This window comes from Faecalibacterium sp. Marseille-Q4137, assembly GCF_017377535.1.
Lineage (GTDB): Bacteria > Bacillota > Clostridia > Oscillospirales > Ruminococcaceae > Faecalibacterium > Faecalibacterium duncaniae.
On the sequence record NZ_JAFREK010000047.1, the window covers coordinates 1 to 19,568 of the forward strand.

Here is a 19,568-nt window from a genome sequence, read left to right on the forward strand (position 1 = left end):
GAAGGGAGTCAAGGGGGAACGCCTTGCCCAGTGATATGATGCTGTGCGTCATATCTTACTGGGTATTATCTGGCGCAAAACGGCGGCAGATCCAGCAGCTCCGCTGCTGCGTTCTCCCCCACCAAGCTGTTGAAACGGAGGGATGTCTATCTGAAATTAACACGACACAACGGACGAGCCGGAGCACAAGGCACCTACAACCCAAAGCACAATGACCGCAGTTTCAACCTTGCCAACAGTGAGCACATCGACCCGGAACGAGCAAAGGGCAACATCTACTGGGACTGCTTTCACAGTTTCCGTTCGGCTCTCGACCCACAAGACCCGGATGATCTGGCGGCGACCTTCTCGGATGTAGAACGGCAATTTTACGAGAGCCGCTATTCCAATTTTGTGGAAAGTCAGAACGAGCGCAATGCCAAGATTCGGCACACGGAGCGTAATCGCTCCATTCCTGACCTGCTGTCCAGCCGCAAGACCTGCCCGGAAGAAACCATCTACCAGCTGGGAACGCTGGATGAACACGCTTCGGCAAAGGACTTGCTGAACATCGTCACCGAGTTCATTGAGGAGTTTAAGGCTAAATTCGGCGAACACGTTCATGTGCTGGACTGGGCGTTGCATCTGGATGAAAGCACACCGCATATCCATGAGCGTCATGTGTTCGACTGCAAAAACAAGTACGGCGAGATCGCTCCTCAGCAGGAAAAGGCACTGGAAGCGTTGGGCTTCAACTTGCCCGACCCGGACAAGCCCCTCAGCCGCCGCAACAACCGCAAAATCACCTTTGATGCCGCCTGTCGAAAGATGCTGTTCGAGATTGCCAAGCTGCACGGGCTGGAATTGGAGGAAGAAGCAGAATACGGCAACCGCAAATATCTGGAAAAACAGGACTTCATCCTTGCCAAGCAGAAGGAGCAGCTTACCGCCCAGCAGAACAGGCTGGACGAATTGACCCTCAAGGTCAACGACATGGAAACTCTGATCGATGAAGTTTCGGCTGCGGCCTACGACAAGGCGGTGGAGGTCGTGACCGATGTGGTGCGCACCGAGACCCGGAAGGAAGATATGCGGATGATCGAGGACACGAAAAAGTGGGTGCTGTCCCCGGAACGTAAGGCTCCGCAGACCACGAGAGAATACGCCGCCCACCGTTTGGACACCGTGCTGGACAAGTTCCTCAAGACCATGCAGACCACCACCGCACGTCTGCAGGAGAAGCTCCTGAAGCCGGAAGTCCGTCAGAAAGGCAAGGAGCAGGTTAAGGAGAAAGCACGAGATTCGGTGCTGCAACTGCTGAACCGCTTGCAGGCGGAACAGACCCAACGGAAGCCGTCCGCACCGCCTGCCGCCGAAAAGTCAGAAAATCGGTTTCAATAATAGCACGAGGTGATGTTTATTGAGCAAAGAAGTCAACGAAGAACGTGCTCCCCGAACCGTTACCGATGTGAAAGAAATGCTGACCAAGCACTCCAATGGCGAAATTCAGCGGACGATCCAAAACTGCATCACGATTCTGCAGAACGACCATGTGCTTGCCGATGCCATCCGGCTGAACCTGTTGAGCGAGCGCATCGACATTGTAAAGCCTGTGGGTTGGCCCCGTTCCGGTAAAACGCTGAACGACACGGACATGAAGTATATCCTGCGGAGGATGGAGAAATACGGCATTTCCAGCGAAAAGAAAATCGAATCTGCTATCCGCATCGTTGCCAACGAGAACCGTTATCATCCCATCCGGGATTACCTGAACGGTCTGCAATGGGATGGCACGGAACGGATAGCCCACGTCCTGCACCATTTTCTCGGTGCTGCGGAGGATGAGTACACTTGCGAAGCCATGAAAATCTTTCTGCTGGGAGCCATCAAGCGGGTGTTCCAGCCGGGATGTAAATTTGAGACCATGCTCTGTCTGGTGGGCGGTCAAGGGTGCGGGTCGCCAGTGGCGACCTCAAAATGCTGTAAGCATTTTGAAGCACCGACCGAGCCGACAGGCGAGACCGGGGAAGTCCACCTTTTTTCGGCTGCTGGCCGTCAAGGACGAGTGGTTCTCGGATGACCTGCGGCGGCTGGACGATGACAACGTGTACCGCAAGCTGCAAGGTCACTGGATCATTGAAATGTCGGAGATGATCGCCACCGCCAATGCCAAAAGCATCGAGGAAATCAAGAGCTTTCTCAGCAAGCAGAAGGAAACCTATAAAGTCCCCTACGAAACACATCCTGCCGACCGTCTGCGCCAGTGTGTCTTTGCTGGTACGACCAATCGGCAGGATTTTTTGCCCCGTGACCGCACAGGCAACCGCCGCTTCATCCCTGTTCCGGTGGATGCGGAACGAGCAGAAGTCCACATTCTAGACGATGAAGCCGAATCCCGTGCCTATATCGACCAGCTTTGGGCAGAAGCCATGACCATCTACAACAGCGGCAACTACAAGCTGGCGTTCAGCCCCGCTATGCAGGAAACGCTGCAAGCTCACCAACAGGACTTCATGCAGGAGGATGCGCAGGCTGGCATGATCTACGCCTTTCTGGAGGACTACACGGGTGACCGGGTGTGTTCCAAGCAGCTTTACGCGGAAGCACTGGGCAACACCAATATCCCGGCAGAGTGGGAGACCCGTGCTATCTGCGAGATCATGAACACCGGAATTTCGCGCGGCGATATCCAAGGCTGGCAGGCGCACAAGACCGCCAAGCGTTACCCGAAGTACGGTGTTCAGAAAGGCTGGGAGCGCGTAACCAGCCCCGAAACCGGGGCTGAAAATTTCTCCGAAATGACGGATGCGGAAGCCCAGCAACTGGGATTTCCCTTCTGATGGACAGCGGTTACACGTCTGGTTACAGATTCGGTTACGCCACAGTTACAGCCCAAAAGCCGCATGACTGCTGCGTTTTCCTCTTTCTGTAACCATGTAACCTTAAAAGAATAAGAAAAAGTATAAAGTGCATCGGACAGCCTGTGTGCAGAAAAAGAGAGTTTTCCTACCCGGTTACAGGCGTTCGGTTACAAGGAATTGGAGGTCTGCCTATGAATATGAATCGGCCTGACATGACCGAAACTGTGAAATCCGAAAATTATACGAATAAGTTCTTGCAAAAGGACTCGAACCCGGTTACAATGAAAGCGTCTAAATCCCCTGCCATTGAATCTTCTGACCAGACCAAAGCAGCCAAGCACGAACCTCTTGTTTACCGGGTGGAGGAAATCGCCCAGCTTTTGGCGATTTCTCCTCGCACTGCGTACAACCTGTGCAACACCACGAAGGATTTTCGGGTGCTGCGCATCGGCACCAGTATCCGGGTAAACAAGCAGAGCTTCGACAACTGGTTTGCGGCGGTCTGAGGGAGGTAATCTATGGCATCTATTATGAAGCGCGGAGATTCCTACTCCGTCCGTTACAAGTACAAAGACCATTCCGGCAAACCCTGCGAGGGCTGGGAGAGTTTCAAGACCAGGAAGGAGGCGCAGGAGCGAAAGATCACGGTCGAGAAAGAACTGCTGGACGGCACGTTCCTTGTTCCCGACACCATAACGGTCGAGGAAATGCTGTACAAGTGGATTCCGATCCAGTCCACCAAACACAAGTGGTCACCCAAGACCTACACCCAGTCCGTGGCGATGGTGCAGAACCTTATCGTGCCCTATATCGGCAATCGCAAGGTGCAGGAGCTGCGAACCTACGACATTGAAAAGTTCTATGCTACCCTTGCCAAGACCCCCTGCGGGCAGTATGTGCACGGTGTGAAACAGAAGCTTTCCGACAAGCAAAAGAAGCGGCTGCTGTCCAGCACCTCCATCCACGAAGTCCACACGCTACTCAAGACCGCATTTTCCTATGCGGTAGAATGGGACTTGATCCACAAGATTCCCCTGCCCCGTGATGCCCCCAAGGTCAACATCGAGGAACGCACCATCTGGGACGGAAAACCATGCTGGCAGCGTTGCAGACCATCGAGAACCCTGCCCTGCATCTAGCGGTGCACATGAGCATGATCCTTTCGCTCCGTGAGGGCGAAATCCTCGGCCTACAGCCGAGTGATCTGGACTTTGATGCAGCCGATGGGCGTGGCACTATCTCGGTCAATAAGACCATGCAGCGAGCCAACAAGGACGCTCTGGAAAAGCTCGACCCCAAGCAGGTCTACTACACGTTCCCGGACAGGCGTGAGGGTAGCAAATCCTCTCTCATCCCGAAAAAGCCCAAGACCAAGAAGTCAAATCGTATCCTGTATATGACCAAACCTCTGAAAGAGGAACTTCAAGCATGGCTTGAAAAGCTCAAGCAGGACGAGCAGAGCGCCCCGGAGAAGTACAACAACTGCGGACAGCTGTTCCGGCTCCCGGACGGTCTGCCCATCGCACCGGAGCTGCTGACGAAATGGTACCGTCTGTGGAGAGCGGAGCACCCGGAGTTTGAACAGATCGTGTTCCATGGTCTGCGGCACTCCAGTGCCACCTATCAGCTCTTGCAGTCGGACGGCGACTTCAAGTCGGTGCAGGGCAATACAGGTCACGCCACCGCATCTGTCCTGATGGACACCTACGCCCACACGCAGGACAAGCCCCGGCTGGAACTGGCAGAGAAGATCGAAGCGAACTTCTATTCCCAAGACCTGACCCCGGCAGCACCCCAGCCCCGGCAAAATGAAAAGCCGGCGGCAACAAAAATCTCCGGCAGGGAGATCCTTGAAGCCATCCGGCTGATGGACGCAGACGAACGCAGAGAATTGACGAGAGCCTTGTTCGCCTAAAATTTCTTCTTTTTATGCAAAGGAAAGCAGGCTATGCAAACCTTGCGCAGAAAAGCCCCCGATTCTGGCAAATGTGCAAACGGTGTGCAGAAAGTGTGCAGCCGCTTTCCTACATAAAGAAAGAACGCCAAATCTTACGATTTGACGTTCAATATCTGGTGCAGTAAAGCAATCCAAATCCGAACCATTTTCCTTTGATGCGGCTTGGGCCGCTTCCTCAAACGTGATGGTCTGTGTACCTTCTTTATAGTTAAAGGTTATCAAAACCTTATCATCGTACAGATAAATCGAATTGATGAACGTATCCACCAACGCTTGCCTCTGGTCTTTCAGGCTCATGTCCAGTTTACGGAAGCGCATCAGCCAGAAACGGATAAATTCCTCTTTGATTTTTGGCTTTGCCAGCTTTTCTTCCGCAATGCGGGCTTCAAGCTCACGCTTGGTTTCTTCGAGCTGTTCCAACCGTTCCTTGGTGGAACTGGTGAGGATTCCGGCTTGAATTGCGTTGAGCATATTCTGGATACCCGATTCTGCATCCCGGAGCTGTTTCTCATAGAGAGGAAGGTTGGTGTTCTCTCGGTCTTGCAGCTCCATGACCTTGGCGATAATGGATTCCATGGCGGCATCGTCCCGGACAAGCTGCATGGTCTGGTTCACCACCAGATCTTCCAGCCACTGTTTGCGGACAGTTTTCTTCTTGCAGCCCTTCTTCTTTTTGGCCGTGGCACATTTATAGTAGCGGTGGACTTCTCCCGTCCGGCTTGTGCCGCTTTCGCCAAACATCAGCGCACCGCAGCAACCACAGTGCAGCTTGGTTGTCAGCAGGTAATCGTCCTCTGCCTTTCTTCGGGCAGGGGCTTTCTTGTTTTTGGCAATCTTTTCCTGCACATCATCGAACAGTTCCAGCGGCACGATGGGCGGAATCGCATCCGGCACGACCACATCCCGGAATTTCAGTTCTCCGATATAACGCCGGTTTTTGAGCATGTGCTCCACGCTGTTGTAAGTAAATTCGCCTCCGACCGGGTTCTTGATGCCGTTTTCATTCAGCCAGTCCCGAATCTCTTTCATCGTGAGGCCATCCCGATACTTCGTGAACGATTCCAGCACGAAAGGGGAGGCAAGCGGGTCGATGTGAAATTTCCGCTCGGAATCCAGCGTATATCCAAACGTTCCACGACCACCGTTGCAGCGGCCTTTCAGGATGTTCTCTGTCTGTCCACGGACAACCTTTTCGGCAAGGTCGGCAGAGTAGTATTCTGCATAGCCCTCCAGAACCGATTCCAGAATGATACCCTCTGGCCCCTCGGAGATGATCTCCGTAGCCGACATGAGCTTGACACCGTTCTTCTTCAGCTGGGTCTTATACCGGGCACTGTCGTAGCGATTCCGGGCAAAGCGGTCCAGCTTCCAGACCAGAACTACGTCGAAGATTTTCTTTCCGCTGTCCTTGATCATCCGCTGAAAGTCTGGGCGGTCATCCGTTTTGGCAGAGTAGGCACGGTCAATGTAGGTGCCGACCACGGTGATGCCGTTCTTCTCGGCGTAGTCCTTGCAGTCGCGCAGCTGTCCCTCAATGGACGCTTCACGCTGGCTGTCGGATGAATAGCGGGCGTAGATTACAGCGGTCATGACGGACACCTCTCATTCTACATCATTGAACGGTGGAGCGTTCTTTCAAAGCACTGTTTCGTATAATGTATATACCATGTTTTGATGGAGAAATCAAGACTTTTTATTATCTTCAGTTTTTCTTTTTGAACAATTGACCCAACAGCCACCCCTCTCGTTGAAATGAGGTGACTGTTGGGCCGACTTGCTCGGATTCCTTTATTCTTCGTTTAGCTGGACGATGGTATTATAAAAGATTTTGTTTGGAATAACGACTTGAAGAACACCCTTTTTCAAAAGTGCTTCTATGCGTTTCATGACATACCAGTCACTTACCGGAGCAGAAATCGCTTTTAATACGTCTGCGGTAAGTTCACCAACCGAAATAGGAATTCTCGATACTAAACTAATAATTCTCTGGTCGAAATAATCTATGTTAACGCTTTTAACATCGTTCGCATGCCAAATACGCATGGAGGTGTTTTCGTTTAATAGCTTTCCCCATCTTTTGGCATACTCAGTAATAGTTTCTTCCGTCAAATACTTTTGTGAGATCTTATCGGTTTTCCCTTCCATAAATTCTTTCAGACCTTCTCTGGATGCAAGCAAAATTCTATTTGTACCATACTTTGCTGCATAGTAACAAATATAATAAATGCCGCACCAACAATCGGCAGAACTCCTGACCCAAACACGCAGTGGCTTATGATTTATCATATCACATTGAACCGCATTCGCTGTACCATGATATTTCGACCACAGTTGTCTAGCTTCAATTTGGCTGTCAGGATAATATTCTGAAAGGCAATTCACGAATTGTTTGCAACGATATTCTGAATCGCAAGCATATTGAAGTTCTCCCATTGATAACATAAACGGAAACAACTTTACACTTTCGACGATGCCTAAAGCTGCTAACATATTGACATCACTGGGTTCAAAAACAATTTCATCCATAGCTGGTCAAAATCATAATTTCGGGATGGTAACTTGTGTAGTTGCACTCCAATAGATTGGTTTGCTTGAGCCAACCACTCCAAAATAACACCCAACGCTGCAATCAAGATAAGTTCCAACATCATAGAAGTCATATGTATAGGTTGTATTATATATACTTTGTTCTGGAACTAGTGCTGTCGTTGAAAATGGGCAGCTTCGTTCGATGTTATCGGAATAGCTCGTGTAGTAATCCGTTCCTGAAACATTTTTTATTAAATCCGGGCCAATACCGACGGTAGTTCCACTCATATAAAAGCCCAATCCATTGGCCTTTGTATAAAGAACTCTCCATGTTCCATCAATATACGATACAACTCTTGAGCCGTCTGTATTAGAAACAGGAATGCGCATTGGAACCTCGGCCAAAACATAAAATCCGAGATTCTCTTGTTCTTGCACAGAAAGATTGAGAAGTTCTTCTATCGAATAATCATCGATCTTTCTCTTATTTCCAGTTGCAAATGCTGGCTGAATGGTCAGGAGAAATAAAACCGTGACCAATAGAATGGAAATCAGCCGTTTGATTTTGTTAGTCATAGTATACTGCCTCCTAATTTATTTTTTTTCTTCACTCAATACACTAAAGCTCCATTGGAATCACCTTCATTAAATTTTCCCCTTCAGGTGTATACTCCTCGGCAAATAAATGTGAACCATACAAATGCTGAAACTACTAGAATACTGCTGGAATAGAAAATATTGTGACCTTACACTGCTTTGGGTGATTACTTTGCTTTCCTTCATTGAATAGCTAGAACAACAGCTACTATCAAGAACAAAGTTGAAAGCCCAAGCTGAACCCATGCAATTTTTTCGTTTTCGGCATTGTTACAGCCTTTGGAGGATACTGCCACTTGGATATAATGCACTGCTACGATTCCATATGAGAAAAACAAAGAAGCCCAAGCATAAGGTACTGCGCTTTTATCTGTCAATCGGACAAGATTACTAGTCCATACTGAAATGCAGCCCCAAAGGGCAAAAGGAGCAATAAGAAAAAAGTTGCTTTTGCCTTTTTTCATTCTTAGCCTCCCACAGCTTGATGGTACGATTTTGTAGTATCCATAAGGTGTCCACCGGAATCATACGAATACAAAATATCATGATAGCAATGGGTATAGTAGCTATTATCATATGCGAAATGGACTTCATACAGCGATTGATTTATAACAACTTTCGATGGAGAAGTAGCTAGAACCACACTAACCAAAAAGGATCCAACCGTAACAGCAGTGCTTCCCGGCAAGTGCAACCCAGTAATTAAAAGGCTTGCTGCAGTTTCAACTCCACCAATCTCAATTTGCGCAATCGCCGTATTGTCAATTGTATAGCTGAGATTTGATACAAATATATGCTTATACTGTGATCCTGTAACATCACTTCCAACAGTGGCTCCCCTTGTTTGAGGCATAGATTTTGAAGTTGCTAATTTCAAAAAGACATCATAGCTTTGATTGGTCAATTTGCTTTTTTTCGTTTTTTGGGCTTTCGTATAGACAAGTTCACCTGTACCATCTTCTTTAACGCTCCGGTTCAAGGTAACATTTTGTCCATCAATATCAGTAAAGCGAGTTACTTCAATGATCGTATTTTTATCTATTTTGTAGGACACTTGCACAGTTCTTGCAACAGTAGCCACCAAATTTTCACGGTCGCTTTTAGAAATAATTTTTGTTTTACTGATTGCACTGTCTGCAAAAGCCGTTGTCATTGGCAAATTTTGTAAAGCGGCTACTGTTATGCCTAAACATAAAGTTTTCAAGAATTCTCTTCGAGATACATCTTTCATATTCTATCACCTCACATCGTTTTTGATATAATGTCTATCATATGAGTTTAGTTGCGATCAAGCGATTCAGGGACATCCGGCTGATACGCTGTAAAGCAGCAGGTGCTATTCACACTTAAGACTGCAATCGCCATTGCAAAAGCACATGTAATTTTACTCAGGAAAAAAATCAGTTTTTGTGAATTCTGTTTCATATTGTCCTCCACATTACATAGAATACGTTACATCGACTTCATTGTTTGTTCCGCGAGGAGTTCCCTTCAGCCAGCAAGTATGAGAAGCAATACCATTATAAGCGTTACTGGTAAAGGTGAGTTTTGCCGAACTGGAGTTATACGTCAAACTTGCATCACTATATGTGGAACCCAAAGTTGTAATCGAATAGTCCCATGCATTTGTGACTTTGTTATTCGTCACTGTCATATAAAAATATGCATGAATCACCACTCCCTTATACGAAACCTTCCAAGAATTCGACGATTTCGCTACACGAGAAATTGAATTGTCCACTGACTCGATAGTAATAGTTGCTGGATCACCATTACTGTCAACTACCGCAATTGCGAGCTTCTCGTTTGCCTTCAGTTGATCGAGATTGCTAAAAGTAACAACATTGTTCTTAACGGTAGCTTTCGGTGAATTCGATTCAGCGAAGGCAGACTGAACGCCAAACGACATTACAACCGCAATAAAAAGCAGACTCGCCGTAAGTTTTTTGATGAATTTTCTTGTACTCATGATCACATTTTCCTTTCCTTATTTTGATTTGATTGCTTTTACGACTAAATAAATGACCAGTATGCCGATGCAGAGCGAAATAATTGTCAATGCCTCTGCCGTTGCATTAAGGCAAGCACCAATAAAATAAACCAATACCAAAAATGCAACAAAAGCGATAAGAAGCAGCACCCATTTGTTTTTTTTCATGTTATCACCTCCCTATCTACAAAAGTTGGCATTAAATTTTTGTTGAACCAAAGGAATTGTTGAGAATACAATCAATACCCATTTGGAGAGATAGTAGCAAACTACATGACGTGTATACGGAAGCACATTAAAAATGGCAAGCAGGAAATCTATTGACGAAAGAACAGATGCGACCATCTTGTAACTTGACCGCTTCTTTTCACTTAAAGGCTTATTCTTTGCTTCGATAGGTGAGAGAAAGATAGAGATGCCCAAAAGAGCTACTGTTGTCAGGATACGGAAAAGGTGATTTGCTGCGATTGCCTTACTTAGCAAAATGCAGATAAGTGCCAGTCCGGAGAATGCCAAATAGCATCTGGTGTGCGATGTTGCATGGTATCCGCCAATGTAGATTCGCTGTGGGATAAACCCAATCAAAAATGAAAGTGCGTACCGCACATCACCACACACAACAGCGATTAAAACAACAAGCAGAACGCTCACAACAGATGATATGAGCAACTCGTACCCATAGACATACGCATCCGCCTTTGCTTCATCTATCACTTTTTGCTCGCAGAAAAGACGGACTGATTTTTGAGACAGCGTGCGTTCCCACATTGCAGTTGCGCCACCTTATCTTCTGATTTTTGCTTCACTGTATCATAAATTTCAGCAAAATCAAGAGGTTTGGCAAAACTGGTCGTTCTGGTGACAAAAGTGGTAGGTCAGGCTACTTGTAAGGAGCCTTTGCACAGTCTATAATAGTAGCAGGACATTATTTTGTGGAGGTTGTCGAAATGCTGAAGTACCACGTTGCAGTCTGCGATGATGAGAAATCAGACCTTGATGGCATTGTTCAAAGCGTCCAGCAGTACGATGTGCAAGGCTGCTTTGACATTGAAACTTACATGGATGGAAACGAACTTCTGAGCGAATTGCAAATGCAGAAGAAATCCTTTGATCTGCTTCTTCTCGATATCGAGATGCCATCCAACGGTTTTCAGCTGGCGCAGTCTTTGATTCAGATGGAGAAGCATCCTTTGGTGGTATTTGTCACGAAGCGGCATGAGTACGCTGTGCAGGGATATGGCATTGCATTCCGCTACCTTGTCAAACCTTTGGATCAGACGCTGTTCGCTGCGGCAATGGATGCCGTCCTTCAGGAACTGAACTCCAAACATTTCACGATCGAATACGATGGTGTTACCATGTCCTTGGAAACATCGGACATTTACTTTCTGGAAAGCCACGGACATAAAGTTCTGATTCACTGCAAGGAGCAAGACCTTACATTGCGAATGAGCATTCCTGAAGCCTTGGAGCAGCTTCCCAAACGGTGCTTTGTGTCACCACACAAAAGTTATCTCGTCAACATGGAACACATTGTTTACGCTACGGGAACCGCTGTTTTTCTTTCCAGCGGACATCAGCTGCCGATCAGCAGGAGGAAGCGTCAGGAGTTCAATCAGATCTTCAACGCTTATTTGGGAAGATGATGCTTTATTATTTCGTTGAGTTTGCAGGGAGCTTTGCCAACATTGCCCTGTTGCTGCTTTTTATCGGTCGGCTGTTTCCCAAAAAGGAGCCCGTCTCAAGGTGGTTCTATGCCTATGTTGCACTCTTGATTGCTGGGCAGTGTGCTTTGAGTTTATTCCCGGATTGGGTGACGCAGCGCACGATCTATCTTTTAGTTGGCGGATTTTTCCTTGCATTGCTGTTCTATGAGGTTCGACCGTGGCAGGCGGTTTTTGCAAGCGGAGCTTTCTTCACACTGATTGCTTTGGTGGAAGTGCTTGCAATGCTTCTGATTGGGCTGCGTATCCCGGATACCGACATTCTAATGCAGGCTGGGGCAGCACGGTTGGTCTATATTGTTTTTTCAAACCTGATTCAAATTCCACTCGTAGTTCTGATTTCACATTTTTTCAGCCGAAAGGGAAATGCTCTGCGCATCCTATGGCTGTTGCCGATCATTGCGATTCAAATCGCAAGTATCGCGGTCTGTTATGTGGCACAGTATCATGCTGCGGATGATTATTTCCCTGATTATATGGTCGGCCTTATGGCTGTACTTCTCCTTATAAACATCCTGATCGTGTTCTATGTGGAAGCTCTCCGGGAAAATGAGCTAGAAAAATTCAAAGTCAAGTTCAATGAGCAGCAGTACAACCTTCAAATGGAATACTACCAGCAGCTCAAAGAACGTCAGGAAGAAGTCCGTTCTCTACAGCATGATGTGAAGAAATACATTCTGGCGATGCAGGCAGTTGCAGAACACGGTGATACCGAAGAACTTCACAAGATCGCACAGGCCGCCACGAATGTTTTCGAGCGTTCCACAAATATTTCTGCTGTCGGAAATCCTGTTGTTGATGCTCTTTTGAATTATTACTTACGAATTGCGGAAAGGAATAACATCAAAGTCAAACTGGATGTGACGATTCCTGAAGTTCTGACGATCTCATCGTTGTCTTTGAGCATCATCATCGGAAACACATTTGACAATGCCATCGAAGCCTGTTGCGACCTGCCAGCGGAACAGAGAATCATTCATCTACAGCTGCGCAAGCAGTATCGAAGCCTCTTCTATCGGCTGGAAAACCCATACAGTGATACTTCTCGCGGAATCCGCATCGGAGAGTATCACGGTTACGGACTAAAAAATATAAATCGTATCGTTCAGGAGAACCATGGTGACTTCTATACGAAAAAGAAAGACGGTGTGTTTACCGTCCAAGTCCGCCTGAACTGCGAAAATTAAAACATTCTCCTAAAACATTGCTTTGCTTTTGCTTGTACTTTGTGTGTTTCATTCATCTGATGTATTCATTATCCTGAAGTGTTGACACACATCAATACTTATGTTATCATTCCCAACAAATCCACAGCGATTTCTGTAAAGAAACGATTCTGTGCGGTTTTATTTCCTGCGAAGATTTACCGCCCCGCAACACACCCGATCATTTTGCCGTCTGTTTCACCCGACAAAATCCTTCGCCTGTACTGCGTGGGCGGTATTTTCTTTTTGGGGAAGCCGTACCTTGAGAATTTCATGAGCCGTCCGAGCGTGATACCGGCTTTTCGGCCAACGCCGCTGCAAAACAGGGGCAGGAACTTCGTTCGGAGCAAACGGCGATCAACATACACGAGCAGCGGAACTCTCTACTTATTTTTGCGTCTTAACAATTCGGAAACAACTTTCGGAAATGCGTTTTGAGCGCAGCGGTGGAGAGCAAGAACCGTCCCGTGGCCACAAATTTTCAATTCTTGAAAATGTTGTGCTCCACCGGGACTTCACATCTGCAACTCTTGCGAGTTTTGATGTGATCTTGTTGGGGCGTACCTGCCCCAAACCCTGCTCATATTCGCACCTTGCGGTGCGAAAGAACGGCGTGTCGTGCTTACATAGCTCCACCGAGGAGCTAGCGAAACGACAGGAGGTTCAATGAACAAAACGAATGTCAAAACGAAACCCAGCACGACCCACCGCCACGACACGCCGAACAACAAAACGCACATCATCAAGTTCCGTGTGACGGAAACTGAAAAGATGGAACTCCAATGCACAGCAAAACTCCTTCATCTCTCCCTGTCCACCCTCATCCGCCGTGCGCTGCACAATGCGAAGATCGAGCGCACCGTTGTCGTTGCCGGCGGCGGAGAAGAAACCCTGACTGCCGTTTCCACTCTGCTTGCCCAGTGCAGCAGGGTGGGCGGCAACCTGAACCAACTCGCACGACACTTCAACTCCGGCGGAGCAGACACCGAACAGCTCCGGGCGAAACTTCTGGACGAACTTGCAGACCTGACTGCCTTCCGGCTCAACGCCGAGAAAGTTCTGGGTAAACTGTATGGCAACGCTGAAGCATATCGCCTCTAAAAATTCGGACTACTCTGCCGCTGAGACCTATCTGGTTTACCAGCACGATGAATTTTCCGGCAAGAAAATTCTGGATGAACAGAGCAGACCCAAGCTGCGGGAATCGTACATTCTGGACACCCTTGAATGCGGCGAAGCCTCGTTTGCAATGGCCTGCCTGCTGGCAAACCGGAAGTACGACAAGAACAACCACCCGGATGACATCAAGAGTCACCAGTATATCATCAGCTTCGACCCGCGGGATGCAGCCGAAAATGGGCTGACGATGGAAAAGGCACAGGCCCTCGGCCTGAACTTCTGCAAAGAGAACTTTCCCGGTCATCCTGCTATCGTCTGCACCCACCCGGACGGACACAACCATTCGGGAAATATCCATGTCCACATCGTGATCGGCAGCGTCCGGACACGAGAAGTGGAGCGCAAGCCCTATATGCAAAAGCCCCGTGACTGGCGTGAGGGCATGAAGCATTCCAGCACAGCCCAGACCATGCGGCACCTGCGTGTCGCAGTCATGGAAATGTGTCAGGATGCCAAGCTGTACCAGATCGACCTGCTCAGCTCGAAAAAGCGTGTGAGCGAGCGTGAATACTGGATGAAACGGCGCAGTCAAATGAAACTCGACCGTGAAAACGCTGCCCTGCTTGCCGCCGGACAGCAGCCTACACAAACGGAGTTTGAAACCGCAAAGGAGACTTTGCGGAAACAGATCTCGGATGTGCTGGACAATGCAGCGAGCTTTGAAGATTTCTCGGACAGGCTCTTGCAGCAGTACGGCATCACGGTCAAGAAAAGCCGTGGGCGGCTCAGCTACCTGCCAGCCGGAAGAAAGAAGTTTATCCGGGCGCACAGCCTCGGTGACAAGTTTGAGAAAGAACTCGTGCTTGCCACCTTGAAAGAAAATGCCAAGAGCCAGCCCATTATCCTCCACAGCAATCTTGAGGAAAAACCCGACCGAATCAAGAAGCTGGTGGACATTCAGGCAAAACTGAAGCAGGGCAAGGGCATCGGCTATGAGCGTTGGGCGAAGAAGCACAACCTCAAAGCCATGGCGCAGACCTTGATTCTTTTGCAGGAGAAAGGTCTGCTCAACGAGGACGCACTCGACCAGAGAATTGCAGAGCTTGACACCAAGTTCCATGAATCGCTGGCCGTAGTGAAAGACCTCGAAACCCGCATGGCAAACAACCAAACACTGCGCCGTTATGCTGCTTCCTACAAGCAGTACCGACCGCTCGCGCAGAAACGGAACGCTGCCAAATCCCCCGCAACCTTTGAAGAACAGCATCGTGCAGAGCTGACAGCATACCGGACAGCAGCAGCCTATCTCAAGGCAAACAACATCACTAAACTGCCAAGTCCGAACAAGCTGGAAGCGGAATACTGCGCTCTTGCTTCCGAAAAGGCCCAGTTCTATGAGCAGTACAAGGAAGCCAAGATCGAACTGCTCAAGCTGAAAGATGCAAAACAGAATGTTGCCCTGTTCTTCCGGGAGGACGAACGGACGCAACATCACGAGAGATAAGGAGTTGTGCGTATGATCAATCTGAAAATCGACCCGGAGTTCCAGAATCAGATCCCGCCGCTGACGGACGATGAGTACAAGCAGCTTGAAGAAAACATCCTCAAGGAAGGCAAGCTGCTCTCTCCTTTGATCGTCTGGAACAACACCCTCGTTGACGGCCACAATCGTTATGCAATTCTCCAGAAGCACCCGGAGATTTGCTTTTCCACCATGCCGCTCCGATTTGAAAGCAGAGAAGAAGTCCTCGCATGGATCTGCAAGAATCAGTTGGGGCGGCGCAACCTCACCCCGGAGCAGAAGCTGTTCCTCATCGGGAAGCAATATGAAGCGGAAAAATCCTCTCATGGCGAAGCCCGCAAAGAATCGCATGATGAAAATGGCCGATTTCACCGGAGTTCTCAAACTGATAACTCCGGTGAAGCCATGAAAACCTGCGAACGAATCGCAGAGGAAAATGGTGTAAGCAAGGCAACTGTACTTCGCGCATCGAAGTACATGAAAGGTGTTGAAATTGCTGAATCCCTGATTCCCGGTATGCGGGAGAAGATTCTGAACAAACAGGTAAAAGTCAGCAAGGCTGATATGCACCGCCTTGCACGAGCCAACTATGATGCCCGCGCACAGACCTTGCAGGAAATCCTGCACCCGGAACTGAAAGTTGAACCGAAACCGGATGCCGATGGCATCATCCGGGAACCGGGAAAGGCACCTGTATTGCCGTTTCAGAAAATCGAATCGGTTTACGACAGCGATGCTTACCCGGAAGAAGTGCGGCATGATTATGTCGCACTGGAACACGTTACAACACGTTTCCGCACAGAGTTTGACTATCTTCTGAGAACTATGCCAGACACAGCACAGCGAGAAGTCATTCTCGAAATCATCCACAAGCACAAGGAGTACCTTGCTTCGCTGGAATCTGCGCTCGCAGAGGATGAGCAGACAGCATAACAACAGGCACATTGTATGCTGTCAACAGAAATCCAAAGGAGTGTGCGTTTGAACAAAAAGAAAAAGTCCACAAATATTTCCCCTTACCCCGATGAAGCCATCGAACGACTGGCACGGGCATTCTATCCGGCGATCCTTGCCTGCTGGAACAGCGAGGAAGGTCAACGGGAATTTGCTGCATGGCAGGCGGAACAGGCTCATATCGCAACCAAAGAAAAACAGGAAGTTCCCGTCGGGGAACTCCCTGCCTTACTTATCGTGTGTGGATTTTTGCAGGGTGCGTCCGGCAGGGCGCACCCTGTTTTTGCGTTCAGTCCTCTAATCCGTGACTTCCAGCCGCATTTCTCAGATACTCCTCTGGCTCACCGTTCAAAATTAGCTCTGCATACGCCAGCGGGTCATTGTAGATGAGGTAGTCCAGTTCAGACCTCTGCGCCATGGTAACATCCAGTGCATCCTCGACACCGGTGCAGTTGATGGAAATTTTGCGCCCATCCCGGAGCAGCAGCTCCACACAGCCGGTGCCCATGTTAAACTGACAGGCTCTTGCATCGTACTTCATAATCTTGCGTCCCTTCTGCCTTACGGCACTCTTACTGTTGTGACCTTCGTGATACGGTCTTTCTTCTGATAAGGTTTTGGACACACAGCCGTAAGGGAAGAGCCATTGTTCTCGTTTCCGAAGAAAACAAAAAATCCGAGCCCTTCTCCTATCGAGAAAAGGTTCGGATTTTCATGGTTTGGTGCACCTCCAGGGACTCGAACCCTGGGCCCACTGATTAAGAGAGCAAGCCGCCGGTTCGTCTCAATTTATGGAAGTTTCGAGTCATCGTTATTTTTAATCAAGACAACGTGATTTTTCACCCAGTAATTTCTGCACCCTTTGTCGGATTTTGTAACGAAAAGCACCTTCTGCACGTTTTGAAACCGTGCAAAATCCGTGCAGAAACCGTGCACTTACTCCCCGACAAATAAAATCGCTCTATCCCCCACCGGCTTGACGGCATTGGTTTGAGTGGCCGAACATCAAAATCAAGTCATGGAGGACACGACTATGAACAAACTGCTTTCTTGCCACTACAATATGGACACCAACCGGGTGGAAGCCCAGTTTGCGGACGGCTCTGCTGTTGCCATCGACTGCATTGCCATTGAGGACGAGTACGGCAACACCCCGGCACAGCGGGCAGAACTGGACTGGCTGCTCTACAATAAGCCATTGGAGTACGCCCAGCTTGTGCTGAGTGGTGAGATTGAACACTACCTTTCACTTGGCTGCGACCATGGCAGACTGGAAGATTGACCTTTAATTGAAATATTCCAAACAGATCAACAGCCCTCTACTTGCAGTCGTTACAAATAGAGGGCTCTTAGTTAGTAGTTCAATCTATTATGGTGACCATCTGAAAATACTGATACTGGTATTCGTCTTCTAATACCGCCTGCATTTCTTCCATGTATAACGGGTCTTTCAACAATTTGGGATGAAATGCTCGCTCTCTCCAGAGTCGGACTCCACTTTTGGGAAAAATATATTCCGTCCCAAGTTGCAAGTCCTTTTCGTTGCAAATAACTTTGTCCTTTTTCATTAAGCTATCAATAATACACTCGGCGGTTGTATTAAACATGTCCATTCCGAACAGTTTTATTGACGCAACTTTAGACAGATCTCTCTGGATGCCGATTTCAGTAGCTTTTCCGTTCCGATACTGCACTAGAAAGAACGAATCATTATCCATATATCGTCCGGTTATCAAATTAGGGTCATCGGTTTCCGCACAACGTTCCATTTGCATTGCTTCATTAGAAGAATTCGACCATTGTCTCTTCATTTGCAGAAGAGTTTTTTCTAGCTCATCTGGTGCCATACCTAATTTTAATTGTCCAATTCCAATATGTGGTATAATAATTATCTCTTTCATAACAAAACCTTATACCAAAAAGGTAAACCACACAAATGCAGCAGTTGCACATATCATCAGAACCAGTAGTATCGTACTTGCAAGTTTCTTCTCAATGGAAACTTTCTGATTTTCGCATAGGACAATCTGCTGAAGATTGTGAAATTCGGCTTCGCTGACATTTCCATTTAATGCTTTCCATGCAGTGCAGCGATCTGTAACCAGCAAAAAATCGGACAGCATTTCCATAAAGATGACAGCGAAAAATGCCAGAGAAAAGAACCACATCCCATTCCATTGAAGTTCTGTCAACACCCTCTGAAGGCTTGAAGGCTTTAATGACACTAACGAAATAATGTAAATCAACGTGTTGCAGAATTCTCTTGCTAATGGCCCTTTTTGTTTAAGAAAATCCATTTTCAACCCTTTCCTTACAAACGGAGTGACTTAACCACCAATAGCCTGATAGTAATCCGTTTTAGAACGAATCAAAGAACCGTTTGACTTGTATTCTTTGACAGTTTGATGGTAGCAATATTTTCGAAATATGTGTTCTATTTTTTCTGCATTGGAATCACCTCATATCAAGTTTGAATTCATATTCTATGCGTCAAATTGTGACTGATTTCAATGATTTTTTTGGTGATGACTAAGATGTTTTATTTAGCTCATTTCGTCCGATGCGGTAAATCTTCTTGTCTTGTTCTCCTACTTCAACAATAAGTTCATTTTTATTGTGATGAACTATTACTGGAATATAGCTATCGGAATTTTCCACCATCAAACATGTGACTCCATTCGTCCATTCACTGTTCAATTCCTTTGATAGCATGGAAATGATTTCTTCTTTCGTCATTTTGATTAATGAATAACCTCCATTTTGTACACTCCCCCAGGAGCTTTTGCTTAGTCAACGTTGCTCACACTGCGTTTGTGACAGCTTTTTTGAAAAAAGTTCAAAATCTTGTCAGCTTTGGACGCTTCAACGAAAAAGTGTCCACACATTTGTAAATAATTACAAGCGTGTGGGCAAAAATTCAGCCAGTTAGGAAATGCTCTCTGCAATTTTTAGAATCTCTTCACGCGGTATCTTTCCAATGATCGTATGTGATATGCCATCTTTCTCCCATACTAGCACATATCTTGTACGGCCTCCGCTATTGTTTGTTCCGAGTGTGGCATCGGCTGTTCCAACTTAACCTCGTTCTAAATAAACCGTCTGGCGGTATCTAACTGATTAACATTTCAACA

At 47.5% G+C, this 19,568-nt stretch carries 20 protein-coding genes and 3 pseudogenes; 10 read left to right on the forward strand and 13 right to left on the reverse strand.

Annotated elements, in window-relative coordinates; all coding sequences use genetic code 11:
- Positions 1–129 precede the first annotated feature (129 nt).
- From J3353_RS13900 to xerC, 4 genes and pseudogenes are all read left to right on the forward strand, one after another.
- Complete coding sequence (locus J3353_RS13900) at positions 130–1,380, forward strand: plasmid recombination protein (protein ID WP_238078385.1); 1,251 nt, start codon at positions 130–132, stop codon at positions 1,378–1,380.
- A 76-nt stretch (positions 1,381–1,456) separates the two neighbouring features.
- Positions 1,457–2,819 (forward strand): annotated as a pseudogene (locus tag J3353_RS13905) (VapE domain-containing protein).
- A gap of 212 nt (positions 2,820–3,031) precedes the next feature.
- The gene (locus J3353_RS13910; protein WP_207685084.1) at positions 3,032–3,346 is read left to right on the forward strand and encodes a helix-turn-helix domain-containing protein; all 315 of its coding nucleotides are present in this window, start codon (positions 3,032–3,034) and stop codon (positions 3,344–3,346) included.
- A gap of 12 nt (positions 3,347–3,358) precedes the next feature.
- Positions 3,359–4,755, forward strand: a pseudogene (gene xerC, locus J3353_RS13915) (tyrosine recombinase XerC).
- A 12-nt stretch (positions 4,756–4,767) separates the two neighbouring features.
- Here the strand turns inward: xerC and J3353_RS13920 are convergent.
- From J3353_RS13920 to J3353_RS13960, 9 genes are all read right to left on the reverse strand, one after another.
- Positions 4,768–6,387: a recombinase family protein gene (locus J3353_RS13920; protein WP_242700981.1), complete on the reverse strand. Its 1,620-nt coding sequence runs from the start codon at positions 6,385–6,387 to the stop codon at positions 4,768–4,770.
- Between the two features lie 198 nt (positions 6,388–6,585).
- Positions 6,586–7,323 carry a DUF3658 domain-containing protein gene (locus J3353_RS16390; protein ID WP_223387800.1) on the reverse strand — a complete coding sequence of 246 codons (738 nt, stop codon included), beginning with the start codon at positions 7,321–7,323 and terminating at the stop codon, positions 6,586–6,588.
- A 12-nt stretch (positions 7,324–7,335) separates the two neighbouring features.
- Positions 7,336–7,902, reverse strand: a complete 567-nt coding sequence (locus tag J3353_RS13930) for a hypothetical protein (RefSeq protein ID WP_005934531.1) — start codon at positions 7,900–7,902, stop codon at positions 7,336–7,338.
- A gap of 203 nt (positions 7,903–8,105) precedes the next feature.
- On the reverse strand, positions 8,106–8,387 hold the full coding sequence (locus tag J3353_RS13935) for a hypothetical protein (protein WP_005943373.1): 282 nt from the start codon (positions 8,385–8,387) through the stop codon (positions 8,106–8,108).
- 2 nt (positions 8,388–8,389) lie between these two features.
- Positions 8,390–9,154 carry a hypothetical protein gene (locus tag J3353_RS13940; RefSeq protein ID WP_005934532.1) on the reverse strand — a complete coding sequence of 255 codons (765 nt, stop codon included), beginning with the start codon at positions 9,152–9,154 and terminating at the stop codon, positions 8,390–8,392.
- A 47-nt stretch (positions 9,155–9,201) separates the two neighbouring features.
- Positions 9,202–9,348, reverse strand: a complete 147-nt coding sequence (locus tag J3353_RS13945; RefSeq protein WP_081027705.1) for a cyclic lactone autoinducer peptide — start codon at positions 9,346–9,348, stop codon at positions 9,202–9,204.
- Positions 9,349–9,361: 13 nt separating this feature from the next.
- A complete protein-coding gene (locus tag J3353_RS13950; protein ID WP_005934533.1) occupies positions 9,362–9,892 on the reverse strand; it encodes a DUF5626 family protein in 531 nt (176 codons plus the stop codon).
- A gap of 18 nt (positions 9,893–9,910) precedes the next feature.
- Entirely contained in the window at positions 9,911–10,081 is a 171-nt protein-coding gene (locus tag J3353_RS13955; RefSeq protein WP_005924488.1) for a hypothetical protein, read from the reverse strand.
- A gap of 12 nt (positions 10,082–10,093) precedes the next feature.
- Positions 10,094–10,681 (reverse strand): accessory gene regulator B family protein, encoded by a 588-nt coding sequence (locus J3353_RS13960; protein WP_005924490.1) that lies wholly within the window; start codon positions 10,679–10,681, stop codon positions 10,094–10,096.
- A 179-nt stretch (positions 10,682–10,860) separates the two neighbouring features.
- Here J3353_RS13960 and J3353_RS13965 point away from each other — a divergent pair, with 179 nt between their 5' ends.
- The 5 genes from J3353_RS13965 (at position 10,861) to J3353_RS13985 (ending at position 16,416) form a co-directional block, all read left to right on the forward strand.
- The gene (locus J3353_RS13965; RefSeq protein ID WP_005924492.1) at positions 10,861–11,559 is read left to right on the forward strand and encodes a LytTR family DNA-binding domain-containing protein; all 699 of its coding nucleotides are present in this window, start codon (positions 10,861–10,863) and stop codon (positions 11,557–11,559) included.
- Positions 11,556–12,824 carry a GHKL domain-containing protein gene (locus J3353_RS13970; protein ID WP_207685085.1) on the forward strand — a complete coding sequence of 423 codons (1,269 nt, stop codon included), beginning with the start codon at positions 11,556–11,558 and terminating at the stop codon, positions 12,822–12,824. Before J3353_RS13965 ends, J3353_RS13970 begins: the two co-directional genes overlap by 4 nt.
- A 684-nt stretch (positions 12,825–13,508) precedes the next feature.
- The gene (locus J3353_RS13975; RefSeq protein ID WP_005934538.1) at positions 13,509–13,943 is read left to right on the forward strand and encodes a plasmid mobilization relaxosome protein MobC; all 435 of its coding nucleotides are present in this window, start codon (positions 13,509–13,511) and stop codon (positions 13,941–13,943) included.
- On the forward strand, positions 13,915–15,465 hold the full coding sequence (locus J3353_RS13980; RefSeq protein ID WP_112144086.1) for a relaxase/mobilization nuclease domain-containing protein: 1,551 nt from the start codon (positions 13,915–13,917) through the stop codon (positions 15,463–15,465). The genes J3353_RS13975 and J3353_RS13980 overlap by 29 nt, the downstream gene beginning before the upstream one ends.
- Positions 15,466–15,477: 12 nt before the next feature.
- Positions 15,478–16,416, forward strand: a complete 939-nt coding sequence (locus J3353_RS13985; protein WP_005922692.1) for a hypothetical protein — start codon at positions 15,478–15,480, stop codon at positions 16,414–16,416.
- Positions 16,417–16,726: 310 nt separating this feature from the next.
- Here J3353_RS13985 and J3353_RS13990 read toward each other — a convergent pair whose 3' ends face one another.
- Positions 16,727–16,978, reverse strand: a complete 252-nt coding sequence (locus tag J3353_RS13990) for a DUF6061 family protein (protein WP_005922694.1) — start codon at positions 16,976–16,978, stop codon at positions 16,727–16,729.
- A 492-nt stretch (positions 16,979–17,470) separates the two neighbouring features.
- On the opposite strand from J3353_RS13990, the gene J3353_RS13995 reads away from it, so the two are divergent.
- Entirely contained in the window at positions 17,471–17,719 is a 249-nt protein-coding gene (locus tag J3353_RS13995; protein WP_015564576.1) for a DUF6061 family protein, read from the forward strand.
- 79 nt (positions 17,720–17,798) lie between these two features.
- Here the strand turns inward: J3353_RS13995 and J3353_RS14000 are convergent, their stop codons facing one another.
- The 3 genes and pseudogenes from J3353_RS14000 to J3353_RS16520 all read right to left on the reverse strand — a co-directional run.
- Positions 17,799–18,338 carry a hypothetical protein gene (locus J3353_RS14000; protein WP_015564577.1) on the reverse strand — a complete coding sequence of 180 codons (540 nt, stop codon included), beginning with the start codon at positions 18,336–18,338 and terminating at the stop codon, positions 17,799–17,801.
- 9 nt (positions 18,339–18,347) lie between these two features.
- Complete coding sequence (locus tag J3353_RS14005) at positions 18,348–18,734, reverse strand: hypothetical protein (protein ID WP_223382614.1); 387 nt, start codon at positions 18,732–18,734, stop codon at positions 18,348–18,350.
- 628 nt (positions 18,735–19,362) lie between these two features.
- Positions 19,363–19,497, reverse strand: a pseudogene (locus tag J3353_RS16520) (DUF4367 domain-containing protein); the annotation flags it as partial.
- Between the last annotated feature and the right edge of the window lie 71 nt (positions 19,498–19,568).